29 protein-coding genes are annotated in these 26,544 nt (G+C 75.7%); 23 read left to right on the top strand and 6 right to left on the bottom strand.

Annotation, left to right across the window (positions count from 1 at the left end; all coding sequences use genetic code 11):
- The first annotated feature begins 78 nt into the window (after window positions 1-78).
- From hisD to GOBS_RS27600, 4 genes are read left to right on the top strand one after another with little or no spacing between them, the layout of a single operon-like run.
- The gene (hisD, locus tag GOBS_RS15885) at window positions 79-1,383 is read left to right on the top strand and encodes a histidinol dehydrogenase (protein WP_012949277.1); all 1,305 of its coding nucleotides are present in this window, start codon (window positions 79-81) and stop codon (window positions 1,381-1,383) included.
- On the top strand, window positions 1,380-2,513 hold the full coding sequence (locus tag GOBS_RS15880; protein ID WP_012949276.1) for a histidinol-phosphate transaminase: 1,134 nt from the start codon (window positions 1,380-1,382) through the stop codon (window positions 2,511-2,513). The genes hisD and GOBS_RS15880 overlap by 4 nt, the downstream gene beginning before the upstream one ends.
- Window positions 2,510-3,106, top strand: coding sequence for an imidazoleglycerol-phosphate dehydratase HisB (hisB, locus tag GOBS_RS15875; RefSeq protein ID WP_012949275.1), 597 nt, complete (start codon window positions 2,510-2,512; stop codon window positions 3,104-3,106). The genes GOBS_RS15880 and hisB overlap by 4 nt, the downstream gene beginning before the upstream one ends.
- Window positions 3,107-3,127: 21 nt before the next feature.
- A complete protein-coding gene (locus GOBS_RS27600; RefSeq protein WP_166487228.1) occupies window positions 3,128-3,289 on the top strand; it encodes a hypothetical protein in 162 nt (53 codons plus the stop codon).
- Between the two features lie 173 nt (window positions 3,290-3,462).
- On the opposite strand, the gene GOBS_RS29780 is transcribed toward GOBS_RS27600, so the two are convergent.
- Window positions 3,463-4,692 (bottom strand): DUF222 domain-containing protein, encoded by a 1,230-nt coding sequence (locus GOBS_RS29780; RefSeq protein ID WP_012949273.1) that lies wholly within the window; start codon window positions 4,690-4,692, stop codon window positions 3,463-3,465.
- 241 nt (window positions 4,693-4,933) lie between these two features.
- Here GOBS_RS29780 and hisH point away from each other — a divergent pair, with 241 nt between their 5' ends.
- Window positions 4,934-5,572, top strand: a complete 639-nt coding sequence (gene hisH / locus GOBS_RS15865) for an imidazole glycerol phosphate synthase subunit HisH (RefSeq protein WP_012949272.1) — start codon at window positions 4,934-4,936, stop codon at window positions 5,570-5,572.
- A 4-nt stretch (window positions 5,573-5,576) separates the two neighbouring features.
- On the opposite strand, the gene GOBS_RS15860 is transcribed toward hisH, so the two are convergent.
- The 3 genes from GOBS_RS15860 to GOBS_RS15850 are packed head-to-tail and all read right to left on the bottom strand — an operon-like array spanning window position 5,577 to window position 8,024.
- Window positions 5,577-6,632 (bottom strand): molybdopterin-dependent oxidoreductase, encoded by a 1,056-nt coding sequence (locus tag GOBS_RS15860; RefSeq protein ID WP_012949271.1) that lies wholly within the window; start codon window positions 6,630-6,632, stop codon window positions 5,577-5,579.
- Window positions 6,633-6,646: 14 nt separating this feature from the next.
- On the bottom strand, window positions 6,647-7,402 hold the full coding sequence (locus GOBS_RS15855) for an SDR family NAD(P)-dependent oxidoreductase (RefSeq protein WP_012949270.1): 756 nt from the start codon (window positions 7,400-7,402) through the stop codon (window positions 6,647-6,649).
- Between the two features lie 22 nt (window positions 7,403-7,424).
- Window positions 7,425-8,024, bottom strand: coding sequence for a nitroreductase family protein (locus GOBS_RS15850; RefSeq protein WP_012949269.1), 600 nt, complete (start codon window positions 8,022-8,024; stop codon window positions 7,425-7,427).
- Between the two features lie 176 nt (window positions 8,025-8,200).
- Between GOBS_RS15850 and GOBS_RS15845 the strand changes: the two genes are divergently transcribed.
- The 4 genes from GOBS_RS15845 to hisF all read left to right on the top strand — a co-directional run bounded on the left by GOBS_RS15845 (window position 8,201) and on the right by hisF (window position 10,691).
- A complete protein-coding gene (locus tag GOBS_RS15845) occupies window positions 8,201-8,590 on the top strand; it encodes a hypothetical protein (protein ID WP_166487425.1) in 390 nt (129 codons plus the stop codon).
- A 186-nt stretch (window positions 8,591-8,776) separates the two neighbouring features.
- On the top strand, window positions 8,777-9,511 hold the full coding sequence (gene priA, locus GOBS_RS15840) for a bifunctional 1-(5-phosphoribosyl)-5-((5-phosphoribosylamino)methylideneamino)imidazole-4-carboxamide isomerase/phosphoribosylanthranilate isomerase PriA (RefSeq protein WP_012949267.1): 735 nt from the start codon (window positions 8,777-8,779) through the stop codon (window positions 9,509-9,511).
- Entirely contained in the window at window positions 9,508-9,900 is a 393-nt protein-coding gene (locus GOBS_RS15835) for a RidA family protein (RefSeq protein WP_012949266.1), read from the top strand. The genes priA and GOBS_RS15835 overlap by 4 nt, the downstream gene beginning before the upstream one ends.
- Window positions 9,897-10,691, top strand: a complete 795-nt coding sequence (hisF, locus tag GOBS_RS15830; protein WP_012949265.1) for an imidazole glycerol phosphate synthase subunit HisF — start codon at window positions 9,897-9,899, stop codon at window positions 10,689-10,691. The genes GOBS_RS15835 and hisF overlap by 4 nt, the downstream gene beginning before the upstream one ends.
- Before the next feature lie 63 nt (window positions 10,692-10,754).
- Here the strand turns inward: hisF and GOBS_RS15825 are convergent, their stop codons facing one another.
- Window positions 10,755-11,378 carry a TIGR03085 family metal-binding protein gene (locus GOBS_RS15825; protein ID WP_012949264.1) on the bottom strand — a complete coding sequence of 208 codons (624 nt, stop codon included), beginning with the start codon at window positions 11,376-11,378 and terminating at the stop codon, window positions 10,755-10,757.
- Window positions 11,379-11,481: 103 nt separating this feature from the next.
- Between GOBS_RS15825 and GOBS_RS15820 the strand changes: the two genes are divergently transcribed.
- The 11 genes from GOBS_RS15820 (at window position 11,482) to trpC (ending at window position 22,702) form a co-directional block, all read left to right on the top strand.
- On the top strand, window positions 11,482-13,257 hold the full coding sequence (locus tag GOBS_RS15820) for an ABC transporter ATP-binding protein (RefSeq protein ID WP_012949263.1): 1,776 nt from the start codon (window positions 11,482-11,484) through the stop codon (window positions 13,255-13,257).
- Window positions 13,254-15,083, top strand: coding sequence for an ABC transporter ATP-binding protein (locus GOBS_RS15815; protein WP_012949262.1), 1,830 nt, complete (start codon window positions 13,254-13,256; stop codon window positions 15,081-15,083). The genes GOBS_RS15820 and GOBS_RS15815 overlap by 4 nt, the downstream gene beginning before the upstream one ends.
- Before the next feature lie 169 nt (window positions 15,084-15,252).
- A complete protein-coding gene (locus tag GOBS_RS15805; protein WP_041241527.1) occupies window positions 15,253-15,684 on the top strand; it encodes a hypothetical protein in 432 nt (143 codons plus the stop codon).
- A gap of 10 nt (window positions 15,685-15,694) precedes the next feature.
- Entirely contained in the window at window positions 15,695-16,144 is a 450-nt protein-coding gene (locus GOBS_RS25555; RefSeq protein ID WP_166487424.1) for a hypothetical protein, read from the top strand.
- A 91-nt stretch (window positions 16,145-16,235) separates the two neighbouring features.
- On the top strand, window positions 16,236-16,739 hold the full coding sequence (locus GOBS_RS15795; protein ID WP_012949259.1) for a hypothetical protein: 504 nt from the start codon (window positions 16,236-16,238) through the stop codon (window positions 16,737-16,739).
- Between the two features lie 83 nt (window positions 16,740-16,822).
- Complete coding sequence (locus tag GOBS_RS15790; RefSeq protein WP_012949258.1) at window positions 16,823-18,475, top strand: FAD-binding dehydrogenase; 1,653 nt, start codon at window positions 16,823-16,825, stop codon at window positions 18,473-18,475.
- A gap of 50 nt (window positions 18,476-18,525) precedes the next feature.
- Complete coding sequence (locus tag GOBS_RS15785) at window positions 18,526-19,122, top strand: hypothetical protein (RefSeq protein ID WP_166487423.1); 597 nt, start codon at window positions 18,526-18,528, stop codon at window positions 19,120-19,122.
- A gap of 35 nt (window positions 19,123-19,157) precedes the next feature.
- A complete protein-coding gene (gene hisI / locus GOBS_RS15780) occupies window positions 19,158-19,532 on the top strand; it encodes a phosphoribosyl-AMP cyclohydrolase (RefSeq protein ID WP_041242359.1) in 375 nt (124 codons plus the stop codon).
- Window positions 19,519-21,015: an anthranilate synthase component I gene (locus GOBS_RS15775; protein ID WP_012949255.1), complete on the top strand. Its 1,497-nt coding sequence runs from the start codon at window positions 19,519-19,521 to the stop codon at window positions 21,013-21,015. The genes hisI and GOBS_RS15775 overlap by 14 nt, the downstream gene beginning before the upstream one ends.
- A 79-nt stretch (window positions 21,016-21,094) precedes the next feature.
- Window positions 21,095-21,715: a Trp biosynthesis-associated membrane protein gene (locus tag GOBS_RS15770; RefSeq protein ID WP_166487422.1), complete on the top strand. Its 621-nt coding sequence runs from the start codon at window positions 21,095-21,097 to the stop codon at window positions 21,713-21,715.
- A gap of 177 nt (window positions 21,716-21,892) precedes the next feature.
- Window positions 21,893-22,702, top strand: coding sequence for an indole-3-glycerol phosphate synthase TrpC (gene trpC, locus GOBS_RS15765; protein WP_012949253.1), 810 nt, complete (start codon window positions 21,893-21,895; stop codon window positions 22,700-22,702).
- Here trpC and GOBS_RS15760 read toward each other — a convergent pair.
- Window positions 22,659-23,204 carry a type I phosphoribosyltransferase gene (locus GOBS_RS15760; protein WP_012949252.1) on the bottom strand — a complete coding sequence of 182 codons (546 nt, stop codon included), beginning with the start codon at window positions 23,202-23,204 and terminating at the stop codon, window positions 22,659-22,661. The genes trpC and GOBS_RS15760 overlap by 44 nt on opposite strands.
- Before the next feature lie 198 nt (window positions 23,205-23,402).
- Between GOBS_RS15760 and trpB the strand changes: the two genes are divergently transcribed.
- From trpB to lgt, 3 genes are read left to right on the top strand one after another with little or no spacing between them, the layout of a single operon-like run.
- Window positions 23,403-24,752, top strand: coding sequence for a tryptophan synthase subunit beta (gene trpB, locus GOBS_RS15755; RefSeq protein ID WP_012949251.1), 1,350 nt, complete (start codon window positions 23,403-23,405; stop codon window positions 24,750-24,752).
- The gene (gene trpA, locus GOBS_RS15750) at window positions 24,749-25,546 is read left to right on the top strand and encodes a tryptophan synthase subunit alpha (RefSeq protein WP_012949250.1); all 798 of its coding nucleotides are present in this window, start codon (window positions 24,749-24,751) and stop codon (window positions 25,544-25,546) included. Before trpB ends, trpA begins: the two co-directional genes overlap by 4 nt.
- Window positions 25,543-26,514 (top strand): prolipoprotein diacylglyceryl transferase, encoded by a 972-nt coding sequence (gene lgt, locus GOBS_RS15745; protein ID WP_012949249.1) that lies wholly within the window; start codon window positions 25,543-25,545, stop codon window positions 26,512-26,514. Before trpA ends, lgt begins: the two co-directional genes overlap by 4 nt.
- Window positions 26,515-26,544: the final 30 nt, after the last annotated feature.

Below are 26,544 nucleotides of genomic sequence, written 5' to 3'. Positions count from 1 at the left end.
CGGACCGGGCAGCACGCCGGGCCGCGGACCCCCGGCGGCTACCCTGGGGTGTTCCGTCCCCACCCCGGAGGTCCGCCCGTGCTCGCCCGCATCGACCTGCGTGGATCCGCCCTGCCGGGGGTGCGCGAGCTCGCCGGCCTGCTGCCCCGCGCCGCCACCGACATCGACTCGGTGCTGGCCACGGTCCGGCCGCTGTGCGAGGACGTGCGGGTGCGCGGCGCCCAGGCCGTCCGCGAGATCACCGCCCGCCTCGACGGCGTCGACCTCGAGGACTTCGCCGTTCCGCAGGAGGCGATCGACGCCGCGCTGGCCGGGATCGACCCCGCCGTCCGCGCCGCGCTCGAGGAGGCCATCGCGCGCGTCCGGAGGGTGCACGCCGACCAGCGCCGCACCGACGTCACCACCGAGGTCGTCCCCGGCGGCACGGTCACCGAGCGCTGGCTGCCGGTGCGCCGCGTCGGCCTGTACGTCCCCGGCGGGCTGGCGCCACTGCTGTCCAGCGTGGTCATGAACGTCATCCCCGCGCAGATCGCAGGCGTGGAGTCGATCGCGGTCGCCTCCCCGCCGCAGCGCGACCACGGCGGCCTGCCCGACCCCGGCGTGCTGGCCGCGTGCGCGCTGCTCGGCGTCAGCGAGGTCTACGCCGTCGGCGGGGCGCAGGCGATCGCCGTCTTCGGCTACGGCGCCGGCTCCTGCGAGCCGGTCGACATGGTCACCGGCCCGGGCAACGTCTACGTCACGGCGGCCAAGCGGCTGCTGCGCGGGCTCATCGGCATCGACTCCGAGGCCGGCCCGACCGAGGTGGCGATCCTCGCCGACGAGACCGCCGACCCGGTGCACGTCGCCGCCGACCTGATCAGCCAGGCCGAGCACGACCCGCTGGCCGGCGCGGTGCTGGTCACCGACAGCGAGGCGCTCGCCGACGCCGTCCTGGACCTGGTCCCCGCGCAGGTCGCGGCCACCAAGCACTCCGACCGGATCACGACCGCGCTCGACGGCAGCCAGTCGGGCATCGTCCTGGTGGACGACGTCGACGCGGGCCTCCGGGTGGTCGACGCCTACGCCGCCGAGCACCTGGAGATCCAGACGCGGGACGCCCGCGAGGTGGCGATGCGGGTGCGCAACGCCGGAGCGGTGTTCGTCGGCGCCTGGTCGCCGGTGTCGCTGGGCGACTACATCGCCGGCTCCAACCACGTGCTGCCCACCGGCGGCTGCGCGCGGCACTCCAGCGGCCTGTCGGTGCAGTCGTTCCTGCGCGGCATCCACCTGGTCGAGTACGACGAGCAGGCCCTCGCCGACGTCGCCGGGCACGTCGACGCCCTGGCCGGCGCCGAGGACCTGCCCGCGCACGCCGCCGCCGTCCGGGTCCGGCAGCGCTCGTGACCGGTCTCGAGGAGCTCCCGCTGCGCCCGGAGCTGCGTGGCCGCACGCCCTACGGCGCCCCGCAGCTGGAGGTCAAGCACCGGCTCAACACCAACGAGAACCCGCACCCGCTGCCGCCGGAGCTGCTCGCCGACCTCGGGGCGGCGCTGGGGCGCGCGGCGCTGGAGCTCAACCGCTACCCCGACCGGGACGCGCTCGCGCTGCGCCGCGACCTGGCCGCGTACCTCACCCGCACCAGCGGGGAGACGGTCGAACCGGCCCAGGTGTGGGCGGCCAACGGCTCCAACGAGGTCCTGCAGCAGGTGCTGCAGGCGTTCGGCGGGGCCGGGCGGACGGCGCTGGGATTCACGCCGTCCTACTCGATGCACCCGATCATCTCGGCCGGCACCGGCACCGCCTGGGTCGACGGGCACCGCTGCGAGGACTTCACCATCGACGCCGCGCAGGCCGCCGCCCAGGTCCGCGAGGTGCGCCCGGACGTCGTCTTCGTGACCAGCCCCAACAACCCGACCGGCACCGCGGTGGCGCTCGAGACGATCACCACGATCTACGACGCCACGTCCTACGGCCACGGGCGCGCCGGCGTGGTCGTCATCGACGAGGCCTACACCGAGTTCGCCCGCACCGGCACGCGCTCGGCGCTGACCCTGCTGCCCGGCCGTCCCCGGCTGCTGGTCAGCCGCACGATGAGCAAGGCGTTCGGGATGGCCGGCCTGCGGCTGGGCTACCTGGCCGCCGACCCGGCGGTCGTCGACGCGCTGCAGCTGGTGCGGCTGCCCTACCACCTGTCGTCACTGACCCAGACGGCCGCACGGACGGCGCTGGCGCACACCGACGCGCTGCTGGCGACCGTCGACGCGGTCAAGGCCGAGCGGGACCGGATCGTCGCCGCGCTGCCGGGGATGGGGCTGACCAGCGTCCCCAGCGACGCCAACTTCGTCCTCTTCGGCCACTTCGCCGACGCCCCGGGCGTGTGGAAGGCGCTGCTCGAGCACGACGTCCTCGTGCGCGACGTCGGCCTGCCCGGCTGGCTGCGAGTCACGGCCGGGACCACCGAGGAGACCGACGCCTTCCTCACCGCGCTGGGTGAGGTGGTCGCCGAACAGCACCTGGGAGACTCGAGGGCATGATCCGCACCGCACGCGTCGAGCGCGAGACCAGCGAGACCAAGCTCGTCGTCGAGCTGGACCTCGACGGCACCGGCACCAGCTCGATCAGCACCGGGGTCGGGTTCTACGACCACATGCTGACCTCGCTGTCCAAGCACAGCGGCATCGACCTCACCGTGCGCGCGGACGGGGACCTGCACATCGACGCCCACCACACGGTGGAGGACGTCGCCATCGCGCTCGGTCAGGCGTTCGCGCAGGCGCTGGGGGACAAGCGCGGCATCACCCGCTACGGCGACGCGACGATCCCGATGGACGAGGTGCTCGCGCAGGCCGCCGTCGACCTCTCCGGCCGGCCGTACTTCGTGCACTCCGAGCCCGAGAACATGACGCCGATGATCGGGCCGGACTACCCGACGTCGCTCACCAAGCACGTGCTGGAGTCGTTCGCGTTCAACGCGCGGATCAGCCTGCACGTGCGTGTGCTCTACGCCGGCCGCGACGCCCACCACATCGTCGAGGGCCAGTTCAAGGCTCTGGCGCGGGCGCTGCGGGCCGCGGTCGCGATCGACCCGCGGGTGACCGACGTGCCGTCGACCAAGGGCGCTCTGTAGACGCCGATGACCTTCGCGGTCATGTTGCTGATCGTCGGCGGCTTCCTCCTCGGCGGGGCGTACAGCATCTGGAAGGCCGACTCCGAGACGAAGGGCCGCACCGGCCCGCAGGTCGCCTTCGCCGTCCTGCTGCTGGTCGCGGCGGTCCTGGCCACGGTGTCGGGCGTCCTCCGGCTGGTGTGAGCGCCGAGCGGCGGTTCCTCTACTTGTCTCGCTGACTCGACGGTGACCGCGGTGCTGCAGCTACGGGGCCGAGGCGCGCGGCGGACCGCCGCCGGTGCCGACGTGCGGACAGCCGGCAGCCGACCGGTGGCCAGGGGTGGCGTCGGTCGACTGCCGGCCGGGTGAGTGCCAGATCAGGCGGCGGCGGGGAGGGGTGGGCCGGTGCGGCCTGGTCCGGTGCGGATCTCGGTGCCGTCGGGTCGCCAGGTGCGCCATCGGCCGTCGGGTTGTCGCTTCACCCGGAACCCGTGGTGGACACAAGGTGCGAGTGCCGCTTGCACAGCAGCGCGCTGTTGGCCAGGCTGGTCTGGCCGCCGTCGGCCCACTCGAGCAGGTGGTGGACGTCGCACCAGTGCGTGGGGGCGCCGCAGCCGGTGAACACGCAGCCGCCGTCGCGCACTTCCGCGGCCCGGCGCACGTGCGGTGGCACCAGGCGCACGGTGCGGCCGTGCTCCCGCGGCAGCCCGTCCGGTCCCAGCACGATCCGGGTGACGGCCCCGTCGCAGGCGATCCAGCGGGCCCGGGCGGCGGAGATGGTGGCGCCGAAGCCCGTCTCGGCGGCACCGGCGCCCGACCGCGGGGTCGACCAAGTCCTCGATGCCGATCTTCACGATGACCTGCGGCTTGTGGCCGCGCAGCGTCGGCAGACCACCGGCGGCCAGGGCGGTGTCGCACAGCTGCACCAGCCCATCGGCCAGCTGCTGGGCCCGGGTCCGCTCATCGGCGGCACACCGGCCGGCCTGCGGCAGCGACTCCAGCGCCGTCTGCAGCTTCTCCCCGCCTACGGCGTCCAGGTCGAACCGGCCGGAGGTCGACCCGTCGGCGTGCTTGGCGATGCTCAGCCGCCGGCCCTCGGTGGGGTCGGGCTCCGGGCCGTCGGCGTCGAGGCGGTCGAGGTAGTGGTGCACCGCCGTGGCGGTGTCGGCGTAAGGGCGGATCACGGCCACCTCGGTCAGTACCGCGTCCACCTCGGCCACATCGACGTGCTGGTCTGCGGCAGCCGCCAGGTGTTCGGGCTCGGCGACCCGGCCGATCACCGCGGCCTGCTCGCCGGTGAGCTGCCCGGCGGCGCACGCCGCGGCCATCACCGGCAGCTGCGCCAGCGCCCGCCCGGTACGCACCACCCGCGCGGCCTCGGACGCCGACAGGTGCGCGTGTCCGCGCAGCCAGGAGCCCATCGTCTTCAGCCCGTCGACCTCCGCGGCACCGGACACCTCGGCCTCGCGCACGGTGCGGGCCACCTCGGCGGCCAGCCGGTTCTGCGCCACCAGCAGCGGCCGCAACCGGTCGAGCAGCGCCGGGCCGAACAACGAGGCCAGGTCCTCGGCGGCCAGGGCGTCGAGGGCGGCCAGCAGCTGCTCCACGACACCTCCCACCGGCTCGATCAGGTGTTCGAAGCCTATCGGAGTTGACGTGCTCCAGCAGCACGAATCCCAGCTCAGGAGCTCGTCCACAGATCCCGCGGAGACCTTGACGGGCGACCGTGGACAGCCGAGAACGCAGGGGCGGGGGGAGCTCGCCGCCCACACGCGCGGTGCGACGTCCACCACCCACCCCCCGGGAATCCCGACGGACGCTCGACCGCTCCCACGTACCGTGGCATCCGTGAAGAAGGTCGTCGTCCTGGACTACGGCTCGGGCAACCTCCGCTCGGCCGAACGCGCGCTGACCCGGGTCGGTGCCGACGTCACGGTGACCGGCGACCCGCACGCCGCCCTCGAGGCCGACGGTCTCGTCGTCCCCGGGGTGGGCGCCTTCGCCGCATGCATGCAGGGCCTCAAGGCCGTCGACGGGCCGCGGGTCATCGGCCGCCGGCTGGCCGGCGGACGGCCGGTGCTGGGTGTCTGCGTCGGCATGCAGGTCCTCTTCGAGCGCGGCGTGGAGCACGGCCAGGACGCCGAGGGCTGCGGCGAGTGGCCCGGCATGGTGGAGCAGCTGCAGGCCCCGGTGCTGCCGCACATGGGCTGGAACACCGTGCAGGCGCCCGGCACGACGGTGCTGTTCGACGGGCTCGAGGACCAGCGCTTCTACTTCGTGCACTCCTACGGCGTGCGCAACTTCCCGCTGGGCTCCGAGGGGGTGCCGTCCCCGCTGGCCGCCCCGCTGGTCACCTGGGCCGAGCACGGCGACCGGTTCGTCGCCGGGGTCGAGAACGGCCCGCTGTCGGCCACCCAGTTCCACCCGGAGAAGTCCGGGGACGCCGGCGCCCAGCTGCTCACCAACTGGCTGCAGACCCTGAGCTGACCGCTCACTTCAGCGGGAACGGCGACTGCAGCCACCATGGCGCGTCGACGACCTCGACCCGCTCCACCCACTTCACCCACCAGAAGCCCCGCCGTCCGGGAGCGACCAGCCGCACCGGTGCGCCGTGTCCCGGCGACAGCGGCCGGCCCGCCGCGTGCGTGGCGAGCAGCAGCCCGCCCGCCTCGGACAGCGGCAGCCGGCGCTGGAAGCCGGTGACCGAGACGACGTCGACACTGCCGTCGGCGGGCAGCTCCCCGCCCAGGTGCTCGGCGAGCAGCCGGTCGAGCCGGACCCCGCGCCAGTCCTGGACGGCGTACCAGCCGCCGGTGCAGTCGAGGACGGCGCGCACGACGTCCCCGCGGTCGAGGTCGGCGACCGGCACCCGCACCCGTCGCCCGGTCCCGACCAGCTCCAGCACGGTCGCGGGGGAGTCCGGCACCACGTCGGAGATCCACTGGGTGACGGGCATGGCCGCCGGGTCGTCGGTGCCGCGCTCGAACGACCCCGTGGCCCGGCGCTCGGCGCCCGGTGCGCCGGTCAGCCGCAGCAGCCCCTCGCCGGCGCCCCACAGCGCCACCGCGCCGGCGCCCAGCGCGCCCGCCCGCAGCAGCCCCCGGCGATCGAGGTCGGTGGCCCGCGGCCGCTGCCGTCGTCCCCACGCGTGGACGAGGACCAGCGCGCCGGTGGCCACGCCCACGGCCACGTGGACGTGCAGCACCGGGATCCCGGCCGACCAGGACCACGGCCCGGTTCCCCCTCCCGCGTGCAGGACGCCGGTGAGCAGCGTCAGCAGGGTCGCGACCCCGAGCGAGACGCCGCCGGTGCCGCGGGTCCCGGCGGGACGCCGCCAGGACCGCCGGACGACGACGGCCTTCCACGGGACGAGCAGCAGCAGCCCGAGCCCGGCCGCCCCGTGCGCCGCGACCACCAGCCGCGCCGGGCCGGGCGACCCGACGGCGAAGGCCAGGACGCCGGTGCCGCCGGCGAGCAGGAGCAGCCCGAGCAGGCCCACGTTGGTGCGCCGCCCCGCACGGCGGGGCAGGGGCAGGGGCAGGGCCACGGTCCGAGTGTGCGTCAGCTGCGCAGGTAGGAGGCCCCGTTGACGTCGATGATCGTCCCGGTGCTGAACCGCGCGCCGGGGGAGGCCAGCCACAGCACCGCCGAGGCGACCTCCTCCGGGCGGGCCACCCGGCCGTAGGGCGACTGTGCGCGGACGGCGTCCCCGTCCGGCCCGTCGAGCACCTCGCGGGCCATCTCGGTCTGCACGAACCCCGGCGCCACGGTGCCCACCGAGATGCCGTGCGGCGCCAGCGCGATCGCCATCGACTGGCCGAACGCGTTGAGCCCGGCTTTGGACGCGCCGTAGGCCGGGGTGTCCGGCTCGCCGCGGAACGCACCGCGGCTGGAGACGTTCACGACCGCACCTCCACCGGCCGCGACCAGGTGCGGCACCGCGCGGAAGGTGGCGTTGGCCGCGCCGAGCAGGTTGACCGCCAGCGTCCGGGACCACGCCGCCTGCCACTCCTCGTAGGAGACCGACAGCGGCGGGTGGGCGGTGAAGACCCCGGCGTTGTTGACCAGCACGTGCAGCCCGTCCAGCGCGGCCGCGGCCTCGTCGACCATGCGGCCCACCTCGTCGGCGTCGGCCAGGTCGGCCTGGACGAGCACGTGCCCGTCCCCGGGGAGCTCGGCGAGCACCGCCTCGGCGCGCTCGCGCGAGGCGCCCCAGTGCACCGCGACGCGGTCGCCCGCGGCGGCGAAGGCGTGCGCGATGGCGCGGCCGATGCCGCGCGAACCACCGGTGACCAGGACGGCGCGGGAGTTGCTCACGGCCGGCAGTCAACCAGGGCGTTCACCAGCGTCCGCGGTGGACGACGTCCTCGACGCCGCGCCGGCCGCGCCGCAGTGACGGCGACCGGCGGTCCTCCGCGCCGGGGAAGCCGACCGACACCACGCCGACCGGCCGGTGGGTGTCCGGGACGCCGAACGCCGTCCGCAGAGCGTCCACCCGCTCGGCGGGGACGCCGAAGAAGCACGCGCCCAGCCCCTCGTCGACGGCGGTCAGCAGCATCAGCAGCGCGGCCATGCCGGCGTCGACGTCCCAGTAGGGGACCGGCCAGCGGGCCTCGTCCCGGTCGGTCCAGCCCTTGTCCGGCTCGGCGTACCGCTCGAGGTAGGCGGCCTTCGACGACAGCGGCACCACCAGCAGCGGTGCCCGCCGCATCCGGGTCAGCCAGCCGTCCGGAGCGCCGGCGGAGGTGGTCACCGACCAGAACAGCTCGCGGTCGGCGGCGTCCTCCAGCACCAGGAACGCCCAGCCCTGGGTGAACCCGGCCGACGGCGCCCGCAGCGCGTGCTCCAGGAGCCGCTCGCGCACGTCGGGCGGCACCGGCCGGTCGGGGTCGTAGTCGCGCACCATGCGCCGCCGGCGGACGACGTCAGCGAACTCCACCGCGCCACCCTGTCAGCAACGGTCGTCGACTCAGGGTCCCGGGTGAGGACGCCGATGTCCCCCACGGTCGGCGTGGGAGGGGCGAGATGGGGGGCGGCGCGTCAGGCGGCGGATCCACACGCCGTGTCCGCTACGTCCAGGCGACCATCGCGGCGTTCGCCGGCGGCGTGGGCGCTGTGGGACCGACGTCCCAGCTCGCCACCACGTCACAGACCACCGTGGTCTCCGCCCCCCTGGCCGTCCTGTCCGTGACGGCGCTGGCCGTGTACCGGATCCTGCACGTGGCCATCGTCCTGAGCCCCGGGCTGGTGACCATCCGCGGACTCCGGTCCACGCGGTCCGTGCGCGCTGCAGACGTCCTCCGGTTCGGGCCGCCACCTCCCCACGGCACCCTCCTGCGGGCCGGCCTGCGGGTGGTCCTCCTCGACTGCCGTGTCCTGACCGCCGCCGTCTCCGGCCATGGTGGACTGGACGACGAGTCCGTGGGGCATGCCGAGTGTGCGGAGCTGAACCGGTGGCTCGAGTCCGGTGAGGGCAGGAGCGCGGTCGTCCCCCTGATGCGGTGAACACACGACGTCCGAGCACCACGGGGCCCTGGCCGCGGTGGCCGGGCTGGTCGCGCACCTGCGCTGGATCGAGCACTGCGGGTCCGGGGACCGCTGCGCGAGCAGCTCGACCGCGCCCGGCGCTGCTGCTGAGCCGTCCGTGCCGGTGACGCGGGCCACCGGCACGGGGTCCCTAGGCTGTCCGTCGTGCCGAAGCTGCAGCTGCTCCCCGCCGTCGACGTCGCCGACGGCCAGGCCGTCCGCCTCGTGCAGGGGGAGGCCGGCAGCGAGACGTCCTACGGTGACCCGCTGGACGCCGCGCTGCAGTGGCAGCGGGACGGCGCCGAGTGGGTGCACCTGGTCGACCTCGACGCCGCCTTCGGCCGGGGCAGCAACCGCGACCTGCTGGCCCGCGTGGTCGGCGAGCTGGACGTCGACGTGGAGCTCTCCGGCGGCATCCGGGACGACGAGGCACTGGCCGCGGCCCTAGCCACCGGCTGCCGGCGGGTCAACCTCGGCACCGCAGCGCTGGAGTCGCCCGAGTGGTGCGCCCGGGCCATCGCCGAGCACGGCGACCGGATCGCCGTGGGCCTCGACGTCCGCGGCACCCGGCTGGCCGCCCGCGGCTGGACCCGAGAGGGCGGCGAGCTCTACGAGACCCTCGCCCGCCTCGACGCCGAGGGCTGCGCGCGCTACGTCGTCACCGACATCACCAAGGACGGCACCCTGCGCGGCCCCAACCTCGACCTGCTGCGCGAGGTGTGCGCCGCGACACCGCGCCCGGTGGTCGCCTCCGGCGGGGTGAGCTCGCTCGAGGACATCCGCGCGCTGGCCGGGCTGACCCCGGTCGGCGTCGAGGGCGCGATCGTCGGCAAGGCCCTCTACGCCGGCGCGTTCACGCTGCCCGAGGCGCTGCGGGTGACGGAGGAACTGGCGTCGTGAGCGTCGTCCGGTTCGGCTCGGACACCCGCTGGGAGGCGGTCGTCGGCTACAGCCGCGTCGTCGTCCACGGCGACACGGCATGGGTCAGCGGCACCACGGCCACCGTCGACGGCGTCGTCGTCCACCCGGGGGACGCCGGGGCGCAGACCCGCCAGGCGCTGGCCCTCGTCGGCGAGGCCCTGGAACGAGCCGGGTTCACCCTCGCCGACGTCGTCCGCACCCGGCTGTTCGTCACCGACATCTCCCGCTGGGAGGAGGTCGGCCGGGCCCACGGCGAGGTGTTCGGCGACATCCGCCCGGCCACCTCGATGGTGCAGGTCGCCGCGCTGATCGACCCGGCCATGCTGGTCGAGGTCGAGGCCGACGCGGTCCGGGAGGTGCCCGCATGAGTCTTGCCGTCCGCGTCATCCCGTGCCTGGACGTCGACGCCGGCCGGGTGGTCAAGGGCGTCAACTTCGTCGACCTGCGCGATGCCGGCGACCCGGTGGAGATGGCCCGCGTCTACGACGCCGAGGGCGCCGACGAGCTGACCTTCCTCGACATCACCGCCAGCGCCGGCGACCGCGAGACCACCTACGACGTGGTCCGCCGGACCGCGGAGAGCGTGTTCATCCCCCTCACGGTCGGCGGTGGGGTGCGCACGGTGACCGACGTCGACCGGCTGCTGCGGGCCGGCGCGGACAAGGTCGCGGTCAACACCGCCGCCGTCGCCCGCCCCGAGCTGATCAGCGAGATCAGCGACCGCTTCGGCAACCAGGTGCTCGTCCTCTCCCTCGACGCCCGGCGCACCCGGGACGGCGCGGTCACCGACTCCGGCTTCGAGATCACCACGCACGGCGGTCGGCGTGGCACCGGCCGGGACGCCGTGGAGTGGGTCGTGCAGGCCGCCGAGCTGGGCGTCGGGGAGGTGCTGCTCAACTCGATGGACGCCGACGGCACCGAGGCCGGCTTCGACCTGGAGCTGATCCGTGCGGTGCGCCGCGAGGTCACGGTGCCGGTCATCGCCAGCGGCGGGGCGGGGGAGACTGCGCACTTCCCGCCCGCGGTCGAGGCCGGCGCCGACGCCGTGCTCGCCGCGACCGTCTTCCACTTCGGCAAGCTGCGCATCGGCGACGTCAAGGCCGCCCTCGGCGACGCCGGCGTCCCGGTCCGCCGGGAGACCGACCACCCGCTGCGCTGACCGGCCGGCCCCGTCCCGGGCACCGCCCTGAGCCCGCGAGGGGTGGGGAGGGCGGCTCCCCGCTCAGCCCACCTCGACGCGGGCGACCTCCCGGCGCCCGCTGGCCCACAGCAGCAGCTCCAGCGGCTCACCCTCCACCACCGTCTCGGGCGTCCCGCTGCCGTAGCGCCGTTCCACCCGGGGGGCGTCGCTGCGGCGAAGCACCAGCGCCCCAGGCACCCCGCCGGCGGCGAGCCTGCCGAAGAGGACGACGTTGCCCCAGAGCCGGTCCTGCACCTCCCGCGGGAGCGCACGGGGGGTCCAGCCCGGCTGGGCCCGGCGGACGTCCTCGTGGTGGATCACGTACTCCGCGGTGTCGACCACCGCGGACACCGGCGGCCACGCGGCCGGCAGCCAGCGCGGCGGCCCGGAGCGCACCCGGGCGACCAGGTCGGCGTACCGGGAGCCGGCGCGCAGGCGGTCCTCCACGCGGTGCGACCAGGCAGCCAGCGGCCGGCCGATCCGCGTGGACTCGAGCACGTAGCCGGGCGTGGTGTCCGGACGGCGGTCCCGGGTGACGAGGTGCGCGGCCAGGTGCGCCGTGGTCCACCCCTCGCAGCGGGTGGGCGCGTCCGGCCCCAGCTCCTCGAGGAGGTCGGCGAGCGCCGCGCGCTCGCGCGCGGCCAGGGGCCGGGAAGAGGAGATCACCGGGCGGGGTTACCGACGGGGCGGACCCGGGAAACCGGAGGCGGCTCCTTAGCTCCTCTAAGTACAGTCGGAGTGCCGCCCCGCACGACCCCCGAGGAGACCTGTGCCCCGCCGCCGAGACGCCGTCGTCCGGCGAGGGATGCGCCACGTCGGGCGCGCGATCGCCGAGCAGCCGGGCATGTTCACCCTGGCGTTCGCCGCCAGCGTTCTCTACGGCGGCATGACCGTGGCCAGCGCCTACGTCGTCGGCGCGGTCACCGACCGGGTCGTGCTGCCGGCGTTCGCCACGGGCGAGCCGTCCGTGGCGGGGCTCACGCTCGCCGTCGCCGTCGTCCTCGGGGTGGCCCTCCTGCGGATCCTCGGCATCCTGGGCCGGCGGCTGTTCGCCGGCATCATGGGCTACCGCCTGCAGGCCGACTACCGCCGCCGGGTGACCGGCCAGTACCTGCGCCTGCCGCTGTCCTGGCACCAGCGCCACCCGACCGGTCAGCTGCTGTCCAACGCCAACTCCGACGTCGAGGCCGCCTGGTTCTTCGTCGCACCGCTGCCGTTCGCCTGCGGCGCGGTGGTCATGATCGGCATCACCCTCGCCGTGCTCGTGGCCGCCGACCCCTGGCTGGCGCTGATCGGCCTCGTCGTCTTCCCCCTGGTCTTCGTCGTCAACGCCGTCTACTCGCAGGTGATGGCTCCGCGCATGCAGCGGGCCCAGCAGCTGCGTGCCGAGGTCAGCGAGATCGCCCACGAGAGCTTCGACGCCGCCCTGGTGGTCAAGACCCTCGGCCGGGAGGACGTCGAGGGCCGCCGGTTCACCGCCCGCGCCGAGGACCTGCGCGACGCGCTGGTCGCTGTCGGCCGGGTGCGCGGGCTGTTCGACCCGCTGATGGAGGCGCTGCCCACGCTCGGGACGCTGGCCGTCCTGCTCGTCGGCGTCGGCCGGGTCGCCGAGGGAGCCACCGGCCCCGGCGAACTGGTGTCGATCGCCTACCTGTTCACCCTGCTCGCGCTCCCCATCCGCGCGATCGGGTGGGTGCTGGCCGACCTGCCCCGCGCCCTCGCCGGGTTCGACCGGGTCACCCCTGTGCTCGACGCCACCGGCGAGACGCCGCACGGCAGCACGGCGGCGGCCGGTCGTACCGGCGGGGCCGAGCTGGCGCTGCGCGGCGTGGAGTACGGCTTCGACGGCGCTGCTCGCCCCACGCTGTCGGGCGTCACCTTCGACGTCGCGGCCGGCAGCACGGTGGCTGTCGTGGGACCGACCGGATCGGGCAAGTCGACGCTGGCCGGGCTCCTGGTGCGGCTGGTCGACCCGGCCAGCGGTCAGGTGCTCCTCGACGAGGTGGACCTGCGGGCGCTGCGCGAGGGGGAGGTCTCCAGCCAGGCGGCGTTCGTCCCGCAGGGCACCTTCCTCTTCGACGACACGGTGCGCGGCAACGTGACCCTCGGCGAGGGGTACTCCGACGAGGAGGTGGAGGCCGCGCTGGGGGTCGCCGCCGCCGACGAGTTCGTGCGCCAGCTGCCCGAGGGGCTCGACACGCGGGTGGGGGAGCGGGGCGCCACCCTCTCCGGCGGGCAGCGGCAGCGGCTGGCGCTGGCCCGCGCGGTGGTCCGCCGGCCCCGCCTGCTCGTCCTCGACGACGCGACCAGCGCCGTGGACCCCGCCGTCGAGGCGCGCATCCTCGACGCCCTGCGCGACGCCGAGCAGCCCTCGACCGTCGTCGTGGTCGCCTACCGGCAGGCCACCATCGCGCTGGCCGACGAGGTCGTGTGGCTCGAGGGCGGCCGGGTGCTCGCCCGCGGCAGCCACGAGCAGTTGCTGGCCGAGGTGCCCGGGTACGCGGCCCTGGTGCGCGCCTACGCGCAGACGGAGGTCGCCGCATGACCGCCGCCGTCGCCGAGCACCGCAGCGAGGGCGCGCTGGCGACCCTGCGCCGCGGGCTGGGCCTGATGCCCGAGTTCCGCCGCGGTCTGCCGCTCACCTTCGCGCTCGCCCTGCTGGCGACCGCCGGGCGGGTGGTCGTGCCCATCGCCGTCCAGCAGGTGATCGACCGCGGCCTGGCCGGCCCCGGCGGCCCGGACGTCGACCTGGTCCGCGACGTCGTGGTCGTCTGCGCCGTCGTCGTCGTCCTCACCGCCGGGGCCGTGTACGCGATGAACGTCCGGCTGTTCCGGACCACGGAGACCGCACTGGCCGGACTGCGGTCGCGGGCTTTCCGGCACGTGCACGACCTGTCGGTGTTGCACCAGCAGGGGCAGCGCCGCGGCTCGTTGGTCTCCCGCGTCACCAGCGACGTCGACCAGCTCTCCACCTTCATGCAGTGGGGCGGCGTGCTCGGCGTGGTCAGCATCGGCCAGCTGCTCGTCGCCACCGTCGTCATGGCCTTCTACTCCTGGCAGCTCACGCTGCTGGTGCTGGTCTGCTTCGTGCCGCTGGGCGTCGCGATCCGGTTCCTCGCCCGCCAGCTGGCCGCCGCCTACGGCGTGGTCCGCGAACGGGTCGGCGACGTCCTGGCCGCGGTCTCCGAGGCGGTCGTCGGCGCCCCCACCGTCCGCGCGTACGGCATCCGGGAGCGCACCGCGGCCCGCCTCGACCGCGCCATCGGCCGGCACTACCGCGCGCAGGTCCGGGCCCAGAAGGTGACCGCGGCGGTCTTCGTCAGCGGCGAGGTCGTCGCGGCGCTGGCCAACGCGGCGATCATCGTGGTCGGCGTCCTCCTCGGCGTCGGTGGCGACCTCACCGCCGGCACCCTCGTGGCCTTCTTCTTCCTCGTCACGCTGTTCGTCGCGCCGGTGCAGATGGCCAGCGAGGTCCTCAACGAGGCGCAGAACGCACTCGCCGGGTTCCGCCGCGTCCTCGACGTCCTGCAGACCGAGCCCGACGTGCGCGATCCCGCGGTCGCCGACCCCGGTGCGGCGCGGGAGCTGCCGCACACGCCGCTGGGTGTGCGCTTCGAGCACGTCTCCTTCCGCTACGCCCCCGGCGCGCGGCCCGCGCTGCAGGACGTCGACCTGGGGATCGAGCCGCGCCGCCGCGTCGCCATCGTGGGCGAGACCGGCTCGGGCAAGACGACGTTCGCCAAGCTGGTCACCCGGCTGATGGACCCCACCGAGGGCCGCGTCCTGCTCGGTGACGACCACGCCGGCTGGGTGCCGCTGGACCGGGTCGCGTTCGCCTCGCTCCGGCAGCGGGTGGTGATGGTGCCGCAGGACGGCTTCCTGTTCGACGCCACGGTGGCCGACAACGTGCGCTACGGCCGGCCGGGGCTGACCGACGCCGACGTGCACGCAGCCTTCGAGGAGCTCGGGCTGGGCGACTGGGTGGCCGGGCTGGCCGAGGGCGTGGCCACCCGCGTGGGCCAGCGCGGGGAGTCGCTGTCGGCGGGGGAGCGGCAGCTGGTCGCCGTCGCGCGCGCCTACGTCGCCGATCCCGACCTGCTCGTCCTCGACGAGGCCACCAGCGCCGTCGACCCGGCCACCGAGCGCCGCCTCACCCACGCCCTCGACCGGGTCACCGACGGCCGGACGACGCTGACCATCGCCCACCGGCTCTCCACCGCCGAGCGGGCCGACGAGGTGCTCGTCGTCGACGCCGGCCGGGTGGTGCAGCGCGGGTCGCACGCCGACCTGGTGGACGCCGACGGCCCCTACGCGCGGCTGCACGCCTCCTGGCGCCGGTCCTCGGCCGGGGAGCCCCAGCCGACGGCCTGACGCGCGCGGCGGGCGGCCGCCGGCGTCTCGCGGTTGTCCACAGTCCTGCCGCCGCGGACCCGCGTGAGCCACTCATCCTCCAGGCTCGGGCGGCATGCAGCCCTCCTCACCGCACCCGTCGCCCGCCGCCGCGTCGCGGCCCGCGACCTCCTCGGCCAGCGGGTCACCCGTGACGGCACGGCTCGGCGGCGCCCTGGGCCTCCTCAGCGCCCTGGTGCTGGCCACGGTCGCCCTCCTCGGACACGCCCTGGACGGCGACGACGGGGACTTCGGCGACCCGTTCGTCACGGCGATCGCCCTCGCCGCGGCGCTGCACCTGGGCAGTGCCGTATGGCTGCTGTGCCGTCGCGGGTGGTGGCCGCTCGTGCTGTCCGCGGCGCCCTCCGCGCTGATCCTCGGTTGGCTCGTCGCCATCGCCGTGCTCGGCTTCCTCGCCGGCCACGGCACTGACGGGCTGGGCGTCCTGCTGTCCTCGGGGCCCTGGCTGGCGATCTCGCCGGCGGCAGCCGGTCTGGCGCTGACGCCGAGCTCCCGACATTGGGTGGCGGCGGGCCGTGCCGGGCGCGCCGGCGGGCCGCCCCACCAGCCCCCAGCCGCCTAGCCTGCGCAGCGTGGCCACACCCCGCGACCGAGGTCGTCCGGCAGCCGACCTGCCTCCACCGGACGCGCGCATGCCGCCGCTCGCCCTCGTCGCCGGCGTCCTCGGCCTCGTCGGCGCGCTGCCGCCGGCCTTCCTCGCCGTCATCGCCGTGGCGCTCGGCGGGCTCTCCGCCGACGCCGGGCCCGATCCCTGGGCCTACCTCCTGCTCGCCGCGCCGCTGGTGCAGGTCTTCGGCGCGGTCTGGCTGCTGGCTCGCCGCAGCTGGCTGCTCCTGGTCCTGGCCGTCGTCCCGGTCGCGGTGCTGGCCGGTGCGGTCGTCTGGGCGGCCACCGGCACCGAGGACGCCGGGAACCCGGCCCTGCCGCTGCTGCTGCTGGTCGCCCCGGTGCTCGCCGCGGTCCTGGCGGCCACCCCGCGGGTGCGCCGCTGGGTGGCCGCACGGCCGCGCCGCACCCGCTAGCCGCGCCCAGCTGAGTGGCCCCTTGCAGGGTCCCGCCACGAGCTTGCGAGTGCCGGGGGGCAAGGGGGGTCCTTCTTCTACGCTGCCGGCCATGGCGTCGTCCTCCTCCCGCAGCCGGGCGGCGGCGCGCCGCTCGCCGCGGGCGGCGCCTCGGCAGCAGCCGCCGCCCCTCCCGGCCGGACGACCGGTCCTCGCCCCGTTCGCCGCCGTCTTCGGCGTCCTGGTCGCCGTCGAGTACCTGTGGCTGGCCTGGTTGCTGCGCGACCCGGAGGTGGCGACGTCCTGGGCCGTCGCCGTCCCCGCGGTGCTCGCGGTGCTCGCCCTGGCGGGCGCGGTGCTGGTCGTCCTCGGGCGCGCGCGGGCGTGGGTCCTGCTGGCCGTCGTCGGCTTCGTCCTGGTGCTCAGCCTGCCGGGCACCGCCGTGCTGTTCGGCGCACTCGGTCTCGGTGCGGTGGCCGGGCAGGCGCTGCTGCTGCTCGCCGGGCCGGTCGGGTGCCTGGTGCTCGCCGTCCGTCGCCCGGTCCGGGAGTGGACCCGCCCCGCCCGGGCGACGCGGGCTCCCGAGCGAGGTCGTCGCACCCAGCGCACCGGCTAGCGTGCAGTAGGTGACCGAGCTCGCGAGGTCACGCAGGGACAGGGCAGCGCCGATCACGTCGGCGGCGAGCGGCGAGGAGATGCGTGACCGACACCGACGTCGTCGTGGTGGGGGCGGGGCTGGCCGGGCTGGTCGCCGCCGCGGAGCTGGCCGATGCGGGGAAGCGGGTGGTCCTGCTGGACCAGGAGCCCGAGCAGTCCCTCGGCGGGCAGGCCTGGTGGTCCTTCGGCGGGCTGTTCCTCGTCGACTCGCCCGAGCAGCGCCGGCTGCGGGTGCGCGACTCGCTCGAGCTGGCCAGGCAGGACTGGTCCGGCACTGCCGGCTTCGACCGCGCGGAGGACCACTGGCCGCGCCGGTGGGCCGAGGCCTACCTGCAGTTCGCCGCGGGGGAGAAGCGGGCGTGGCTGCGCGAGCAGGGCGTCGGCTTCTTCCCGGTCGTCGGCTGGGCCGAGCGCGGCGGCTACACCGCCACCGGCCACGGCAACTCGGTGCCGCGGTTCCACATCGTCTGGGGCACCGGGCCGGGCCTCGTCGAGCCCTTCGCCCGCCGGGTGCGCGCCGCGGCCGACCGGGGCGTGCTGCAGCTGCTGTTCCGCCACCGCGTCGACGAGCTGGTGGTCAGCGGCGGCGCGGTCACCGGCGTCCGCGGCACCGTCCTCGAGCCCAGCGACGTCGCCCGCGGTGAGCCCAGCTCACGCGACGCGGCCGGCGAGTTCGAGGTCTCGGCGCAGGCCGTCGTCGTCACCTCCGGCGGCATCGGCGGCAACCACGAGCTGGTCCGGCAGAACTGGCCCGCCCGCCTGGGCCCGGCGCCGCAGCGGCTGCTCTCCGGCGTCCCCGCGCACGTCGACGGCCGGATGCTGCAGGCCACGGAGGCCGCCGGGGGGAACCTGATCAACCGCGACCGGATGTGGCACTACACCGAGGGCATCGCCAACCACTCGCCCGTCTGGCAGCGGCACGGCATCCGGATCCTGCCCGGGCCGTCGTCGCTGTGGCTCGACGCGACCGGCAAGCGGCTCCCGGTGCCGCTGTTCCCCGGCTTCGACACCCTGGGCACGCTCGCCCACATCGGGCAGACCGGGTACGAGCACACCTGGTTCGTCGCCACGCACAAGATCGTGGAGAAGGAGTTCGCGCTGTCGGGCTCCGAGCAGAACCCCGACCTCACCGGCAGGGACGTCAAGCTGCTGCTCGGCCGGGTCCGGTCCGGCGTCGCCCCGCCGGTGCAGGCCTTCCTCGACGCGGGGGAGGACTTCGTCGTCGCCCGCACCCTGCCCGAGCTGGTCGCCGGCATGAACCGGGTCACGGGCGGGACCCCCGAGCTGAGCCTGGCCGACGTCGAGCGCGAGGTGGTGGCCCGCGACCGCGAGGTCGCCCACCCCTTCACCAAGGACCTGCAGGTCACCGCGATCCGCGGCGCCCGCAACTACCTCGGCGACAAGCTGATCCGAGTGGCCCCGCCGCACCGGCTGCTCGACCCCGAGGCCGGGCCGCTGATCGCCGTCCGGCTCAACCTGATCACCCGCAAGACCCTCGGCGGGCTGGAGACCGACCTGTCCGGCCGCGTCCTGCGGGCCGGTGGTGAGGTCTTCCCCGGCCTCTACGCCGCGGGCGAGGTCGCGGGCTTCGGCGGCGGCGGCATGCACGGCTACCGCTCGCTGGAGGGCACCTTCCTCGGCGGGTGCCTGTTCAGCGGCCGGGTCGCCGGCCGGGCGCTCGCGGCCGCGCTGTGAGCTCGCACCCGAGCCCCTGGTCGGACCCGGCGACGGAGACGCAGCCGGGCGTGCCCTACGCGGGGCCGCCGCCGACGACGCCGTACCGGCCGGCTCCCGGCTGGCCACCGCCGGCCCCGTACGGGACGGCGTGGCCGCCGGTCTGGCCGCAGCCGTGGCCGCCGGCCCCCGCGCGGCCGCAGCGGCCGGGACAGGTCATCGCCGCCGCGGTCCTCGCCTTCGTGCAGGCCGCGGGGGTCGCCCTGGCCAGCGCCTACCTCCAGCTGCTCGGGTCGGTGTTCTCGATGGCCGCCGACGAGCCAGGCTTCCCGGCCGACGGTGCGGCCCTCGCTGCCGACGCGGGCGTGCTCTCCCTCGTGCAGCTGGTCTCGGTGGTCCTGCTGGTGGCCGCCGGGGTCCTGGCGCTCACCAGCCGCCGCGCCCCCGTCCGCTGGACCCTCGCAGCCGCGTTCGCCCTGCAGCTGGCGCTGGCCGCCTACTGGGTCGCGCGCCTGCTGGGCGCGTTCGGCTCGGCGTCCGGGCTGCTGCTGTTCCTCGTCGTGTGCTTCGCCGCCGGGCCGGCGGTCGCCCTGGGCCTGAGCGTGGGCCGGCCCGCCCGGGCGTGGTTCACCAGCAGCCCCGACGGGGGGACGACGCCGCACCGGTGACCCGGCCGGTCGGCGGCGGGTGGGACGATCGGACCGTGTCCGCCGTCCCCGCCGCCGAGTCCGCCCTGGACCCCGCGGTCGCAGCACTCCTGCGCCGCGACCCCGCCGGTCTGGTCGCCGCCGTCGTCCAGCAGCACGACACCGGTGAGGTGCTCATGGTCGCGTGGATGGACGACGAGGCGCTGCGCCGCACCCTCACCACCGGCCGGGCCACCTACTGGTCGCGCAGCCGGCGCGAGTACTGGGTGAAGGGGGAGACCTCCGGACACCGCCAGTGGGTCCGCGACGTGCGCCTGGACTGCGACGGCGACGCGCTGCTGGTGCTCGTCGACCAGGAGGGGCCGGCCTGCCACACCGGCGAGCGCTCCTGCTTCCACCGCGAGCTGGAGGTCACCCGTGCGGCTCGGTGAGACCTCCCCGTCGCGGGCGGAGTTCGCGGCGCTGGACCAGCCGATGGTCCCGGTCACCCGGCGGCTGCTCGCCGACGGCGAGACCGCGGTCGGCATCTACCGCAAGCTCGCCGGCAACCGGCCGGGCACGGTGCTGCTGGAGTCGGCCGAGCAGGGCAAGCAGTGGAGCCGGTACAGCTTCGTCGGCGTCCGCAGCGCCGGGGTGCTCAGCGAGCGGGACGGCGCCGCGCTGTGGCTGGGGGAGCAGCTGCCGGGTCTCACCGACGACCTGCCCTCGGACCCGCTGGCCGCCGTCCGCACGCTGGCCCGCCGGCTGCGCTCGCCGCGGGACGCCGACCTGCCCCGGCTGACCGGCGGCCTGGTCGGCTACCTCGGCTACGACGTCGTCCGGCGGCTGGAGCGGCTGCCGGTCACCGCCGTCGACGACCTCGGCATGCCCGAGCTCGCGCTCATGCTGGTCACCGACCTCGCGGTGCTCGACCACCACGACGGCACGGTGCTGCTCATCGCCAACGCGCTGCGCGGGTCCCAGGGCTACGACGACGCGGTGACCCGGCTCGACGCGATGGCCGCCGACCTGGCCAAGGCCGCGCCCCCCGGGGTCGCCACCTTCGCGACGACCGCGCCGCCGCCGGTGCAGAGCAACATGGCGCCCGGCGTCTTCGAGGACGGCGTGGAGCGGGTGCGCGAGCACATCCGGGCCGGCGACGCGTTCCAGGTGGTGCTCTCGCAGCGCTTCGAGGTGCCCACCGAGGTCGAGGCGCTGGACCTCTACCGGGTGCTGCGGGCGACCAACCCCTCGCCGTACATGTACCTGCTGCGCTTCGCCGGGCGCGAGTCGCCGTTCGACGTCGTCGGCTCCTCGCCGGAGGCGCTGGTCACGGTGACCGGCAGCTCGGCCGTCGTGCACCCGCCGGCCGGGACCCGCCCGCGCGGCGCGACCCCGGAGGAGGACGTGCGGCTGGCCGAGGGCCTGCTCGCCGACCCCAAGGAGCGCGCCGAGCACGTGATGCTCGTCGACCTGGCCCGCAACGACCTGGGGCGGGTGTGCGTGCCGGGCTCGGTGGAGGTGCCCGACTTCATGCGCGTCGAGCACTACAGCCACGTCATGCACCTGGTGTCGACCGTGGCCGGCGAGGTCGCCCCGCAGTGGGACGCCCTCGACGTCTTCGACGCGACCTTCCCCGCCGGGACCGTCTCCGGGGCGCCCAAGCCGCGCGCGATGGAGATCATCGAGTCGCTGGAGCCCACCCGGCGGGCGCTGTACGCCGGCACCGTCGGTTACGTCGACGCCAGCGGCGACCTCGACATGGCGATCGCGATCCGGACGGCGGTGCTGCACCAGGGCCGTGCCTACGTGCAGGCCGGCGCCGGTGTCGTGGCCGACAGCGACCCCGCCACCGAGGAGGCCGAGACCCGGCACAAGGCACGGGCGGTGCTCTCGGCCATCGCGACGGCGGAGGGGATGCGGGAGCTGCCGTGAGCGGACAGGGGCGTGAGCACCGCAGCGAGCCCCGGCGAGCGAGGAGCGGAGCGCCCCGCGGAAGCGAACGGTGGGCACCGTGACGGGGACGGCCCACCGTGAGCTGGCCGGGGCCGTCGTCGGGGCGGTGGCGGCCGGGGGGCTGGCGCTGTCCGCAGGCGGACAGACCTGGGTGACGGCGACCGTCGAACGGCCCGAGCCGCTGCCGCCGGTCATCGAGCAGCTGGCCGGCTCGGAGCTCGCACCGTTCGTCCCGGCCGGCGGGCTGGTGCTCCTGGCGGCCGCGGTGGCGCTGGTCGCCGTCCGCGGCGCCGGTCGCGTCCTGGTCGGGCTGCTGGCCGCCGTCGCCGGGGGAGCGCTGGGCTGGTCGGGCCTGCGCACGCTGCTCACCGACGCGGACGTCACGGCGACCGGGGCGGTCGGCAGCGGGACGCCGGGGAGCACGCTCACGGCCGAGGTGTCCGCCGCCTGGCCGGTGCTCGTGCTCGTCGCCGGACTGCTGGCGGTGGCGGCCGGGCTGCTCACCGTGCTGCGCGGGTCGAGCTGGCCGGGCATGGGACGCCGCTACGAGCGCCTCGCCGCCGCCGCCGCGGCCGCGGCGCCCGTCCGCCGGCGGACCGACGAGGACCGCGCGCTGGACGCGTGGCGGGCGCTCGACCGTGGCGAGGACCCCACCGAGGACTCCGGCGAACAGCCCTGACTACCCCGGACCGCCTGGTCCACACCCCCGTGCGGGGTGTCCGGCCGCCCCCGCAGGCAGTCGGCTGGTCCGCCGCCTCTAGAGTGGGTCCACGGATCGGGTCCCGGTCGGGGCCGCGCCCGGTGGCCGGCCTCGAGGGCCCGGTGGGCGGATGACGAGCAGCAGCGGGGAGGACTCGTGTCCGTGCTCGACGAGATCGTCGCCGGCGTCCGTGAGGACCTGGCGGCCCGTGAGGCGGCCACCCCGCTGGCGGAGGTCAAGGCCGCCGCCCGGGACGCCCGCCCGCCCCTCGACGCCCTCGCCGCGCTGCGTGCGCCCGGCGTCGGCGTCATCGCCGAGGTGAAGCGGCAGAGCCCCTCCAGGGGCGCGCTCGCCGACATCCCCGACCCCGCGGTGCTGGCCCGGCAGTACGCCGACGGCGGCGCCCGGGTCATCAGCGTGCTCACCGAGCGGCGCCGCTTCGGAGGCGGCCAGGCCGACCTCGCCGCCGTCCGCGCCGCCGTCGGCGTCCCGGTGCTGTGCAAGGACTTCGTCGTCACGAGCTACCAGGTGCACGAGGCGCGTGCCCACGGGGCGGACGTCGTCCTGCTCATCGTGGCCGCGCTGGAGCAGAACGCCCTGCTCGGTCTGCTGGAGCGGGTCGAGTCGCTGGGCATGACCGCGCTGGTCGAGGTGCACACCGAGGCCGAGGCCGACCGCGCGCTGTCCGCCGGCGCCGCGGTGATCGGCGTCAACGCCCGCGACCTCACCACGCTGCAGGTCGACCGCTCCACCTTCGAGCGGATCGCCCCCGGGCTGCCGTCGGAGGTGGTCAAGGTCGCCGAGTCCGGCGTCCGCGGCCCGCACGACCTCATCTCCTACGCGGCGGCCGGCGCCGACGCCGTCCTCGTCGGTGAGGGCCTGGTCACCGCCGGCGACGCCCGCCAGGCGGTCGCCGACCTGGTCACGGCCGGCGCCCACCCGGCCACCCCGCACACCCCCCGCTGAAGAAGGACCCTCCTGCCCCCCACCGTCGCACGCTCGCGGCGGGCTCCTGCAGGAGGGCCGCCCGGACGGCGTCGGGCAGCTCGTCCACGACCAGGGCCAGCCCGAGCAGCTCCGCACCCTGCCGGCGCACCAGCTCGGCGGTCGCCTCGGCCTGGCTGCCGCGCTCGGCCCAGTCGTCGACCAGCAGCACCGGGTCGCCGGGTCCGGGGACCGCCTGCACGTGCAGCTCGTGCCGGACGCCGCGGTGGTCCTCGGCGCTCGTGGTGGCGAGCGAGCGGCCGGGCAGCAGTCCCTTCCGGACGGGCACGAAGCCGGCTCCCAGGACCACCGCGGCCGGGCCGCCGACGGCGAACCCGCGCGCCTCCAGCCCGACCACGTGGGTGGTGCCGGCATCGGCCCACGAGGCGGTCAGGCCCCTGACGACCGCGGCCGGCCCCCGGCCTTCAGCGAGCAGCGCCCAGACGTCGGCGTGCCCGTCCACCCAGCGGAACCCCGCCAGCACCGCACGCTGCCCGGCGTCCTCGCCGACCGTTCCGCAGCGAGGCCAGGTCGGGGCGACTCTCGCGCTGCTGCCCCCGCTCTCGCGCCGGTGCAGCAGCGCGAGAGCGCACGCAACGGCGCAGGAGTGCCCGCGACCCGCGCCCCCCGGCGCACTGACCCCCTCCACCACCTGCACGCCCCGACGCGGGACACTGAGCCCATGACCACCAGCGCCGTCCACCCGCCCGAGCAGCGACTCGAGCCGGCGCACCCGAGCTGGCCCGACGCCACCGGCCACTTCGGGGTCTTCGGTGGCCGGTTCGTCCCCGAGGCGCTGATCGCCGCCCTCGACGAGCTGACCGAGGCCTACCGCGCGATGCGCGTCGACCCGGCCTTCCTCGAGGAATTCGCCGCGCTGCAGCGCGACTACACCGGCCGGCCGAGCCCGATCACCGAGGTGCCGAGGTTCGCCGAGCACGCCGGCGGGGCGCGCATCTGGCTCAAGCGCGAGGACCTCAACCACACCGGCTCGCACAAGATCAACAACGTGCTGGGCCAGGCCCTGCTCACCCGGCGGATCGGCAAGCAGCGGGTCATCGCCGAGACCGGCGCCGGGCAGCACGGCGTCGCGACCGCCACCGCGGCCGCGCTGATGGGGCTGTCCTGCACCATCTACATGGGCGAGGAGGACACCCGCCGCCAGGCGCTCAACGTCGCCCGGATGCGGCTGCTCGGCGCCGAGGTCGTCCCGGTCACCACCGGCTCGCGCACCCTCAAGGACGCCATCAACGAGGCCTTCCGCGACTGGGTCACCAACGTCGAGACCACGAACTACGTGTTCGGCACCGTCGCCGGCCCGCACCCGTTCCCGGAGATGGTCCGCGAATTCCAGCGGGTGATCGGCGACGAGGCGCGCGCCCAGGTGCTCGAGCGGGTCGGCCGGCTGCCCGACGCCGTCCTGGCCTGCGTGGGCGGCGGCTCCAACGCCATCGGCATCTTCACCGCCTTCGTGCCCGACGACGGCGTCCGCCTGGTCGGCCTGGAGGCCGGCGGGGACGGCGTGGGCACCGGCCGGCACGCGGCCACCATCACCGGCGGGACGCCGGGGGTGCTGCACGGCGCCCGCTCGTACCTGCTGCAGGACGAGAACGGCCAGACCATCGAGTCGCACTCGATCAGCGCCGGCCTGGACTACCCGGGCGTGGGGCCCGAGCACTCCCACCTGCACGACATCGGCCGGGCGGAGTACCGGGCGGTCACCGACGCCGAGGCCATGGAGGCCTTCGCGCTGCTGTGCCGCACCGAGGGCATCATCCCGGCGATCGAGTCGGCGCACGCCCTCGCCGGCGCTCTGGTCCTGGGCCGCGAGCTGGGCCCGGACGCGCTGCTGCTGGTCAACCTCTCCGGCCGCGGCGACAAGGACGTCGAGACGGCGTCGCGCTGGTTCGGCCTCGGCGACCGCGAGCACGTGGAGCCCGGCGCCGGCATGGACACCGACCAGCAGCCCACCGAGGGGGCGGTCACCTCCGGCGACGCGGTCGCCGGGCAGGACGCGGGGGAGCCGGCGTGAGTCAGCTGCAGGACACCATCGCCCGGGCGAGGGCCGAGGGGCGTTCGGCGCTGGTCGCCTACCTCCCGGTCGGGTACCCGGACGTCGACACCTCGATCGCGGCCATGGTCGCGGCGGTCGAGGGCGGGGCCGACGTCCTCGAGGTCGGCGTCCCGTACAGCGACCCCGGCATGGACGGCCCGGTCATCCAGCAGGCCGTCGACCCGGCGGTGCGGGCCGGCGTCGGCATGCGCGACGTGCTGCGCGCCGTCGAGGCGGTCGCCGCCGCAGGTGCGGTCCCGGTGGTGATGAGCTACTGGAACCCGGTCGAGCGCTACGGCGTCGACCGGTTCGCCGCCGACCTGGCCGCCGCCGGGGGAGCCGGGGCCATCACCCCCGACCTCATCCCCGACGAGGCGGGGGCCTGGCTGGCCGCCGCGGAGGCGCACGACCTCGACCGCGTGTTCCTGGTGGCACCGTCGTCCACCGACGCGCGGCTGGCCGCGACCGTCGCGGCCTGCCGGGGCTTCGTCTACGCCGCCTCCACCATGGGCGTCACCGGTACCCGGGCCACCGTGGGCGACGCGGCGGAGAAGCTGGTCGCCCGCACCCGCGCGGTCACCGACCTGCCGGTCTGCGTGGGGCTGGGCGTCTCGAACGGGGACCAGGCCGCCGAGGTCGCCGGCTTCGCCGACGGGGTGATCGTCGGGTCGGCCTACGTGCGAGAGCTGCTCGAGGGCCGGGGCGCCGACGGCGTGCGCCGCCTGTCGCAGGACCTCGCCGCGGGCGTGCGCCGTCCGGTGGCCGTGCCGTGACGGTCCTGAGCGCGATCCCCAGCCCGACGCAGGGCGTCTGGGAGCTGGGCCCGCTGCCCATCCGCGCCTACGCGCTGTGCATCATCGCCGGGATCGTCGCGGCGGTCCTGATCACCGAGCGCCGCTGGGTGGCCCGGGGCGGGGCGCCGGGTGAGGTCCTCGACATCGCCGTGTGGGCCGTGCCGTTCGGGATCATCGGTGGCCGGCTCTACCACGTCATCAGCAGTCCCCGGCCGTACTTCGGCGAGGGCGGCGACCCGGTGCGGGCCCTCGCCATCTGGGAGGGCGGCCTCGGCATCTGGGGCGCGATCGCCCTGGGCGGGGTCGGCGCGTGGATCGCCTGCCGCCGCCGGGGCATCCCGCTGCCCGCCTTCGCCGACGCGGTGGCCCCCGGGCTGCTCGTCGCGCAGGCCATCGGCCGGCTGGGCAACTGGTTCAACAACGAGCTCTACGGCCGCGCCACCGACCTGCCCTGGGCGCTGACGATCCACGACTGGACCGGCACCGAGGCGGTGATCGGCCCCGACGGTCAGCCGCTCGTGCTCGGCACCTTCCACCCGACGTTCCTCTACGAGCTGCTGTGGAACCTGGCCGCCGCACTCGTCGTGATCTGGGCCGACCGGCGCTTCCGGCTCAGCCACGGGCGCGCCTTCGCGCTCTACGTCGCCCTGTACTGCGTCGGCCGGCTGTGGATCGAGCTGCTGCGCAGCGACCCCGCGGAGACCATCGCCGGCATCCGGATCAACGTCTACACCTGCGTGGTCGTCGGCCTGCTCGCGGTGGCCCACCTGGTGTGGCAGCGCGGCCGGCCCCGCGAGGTGATCACCCGGGGACGTGACGGTGCCGACACCGGGCAGGACCGCGGCGACCGGGCCGACGCCGCTCCCGCCGTCGCCCCGGGCGCCGTGGAGACCCGGGACGGCGAAGACGCTGGTGAGGACGGGCGTCCGCGACACCCTGGGCCCTGAGGGCGACGCGCCGTCCCCGCGCCTCTCGGC

It is taken from the genome of Geodermatophilus obscurus DSM 43160, from assembly GCF_000025345.1.
GTDB classification, from domain to species: Bacteria; Actinomycetota; Actinomycetes; order Mycobacteriales; family Geodermatophilaceae; genus Geodermatophilus; species Geodermatophilus obscurus.
Note: the sequence above shows the minus strand (reverse complement) of the source record. Positions and strands in the feature narration are given on the sequence as shown.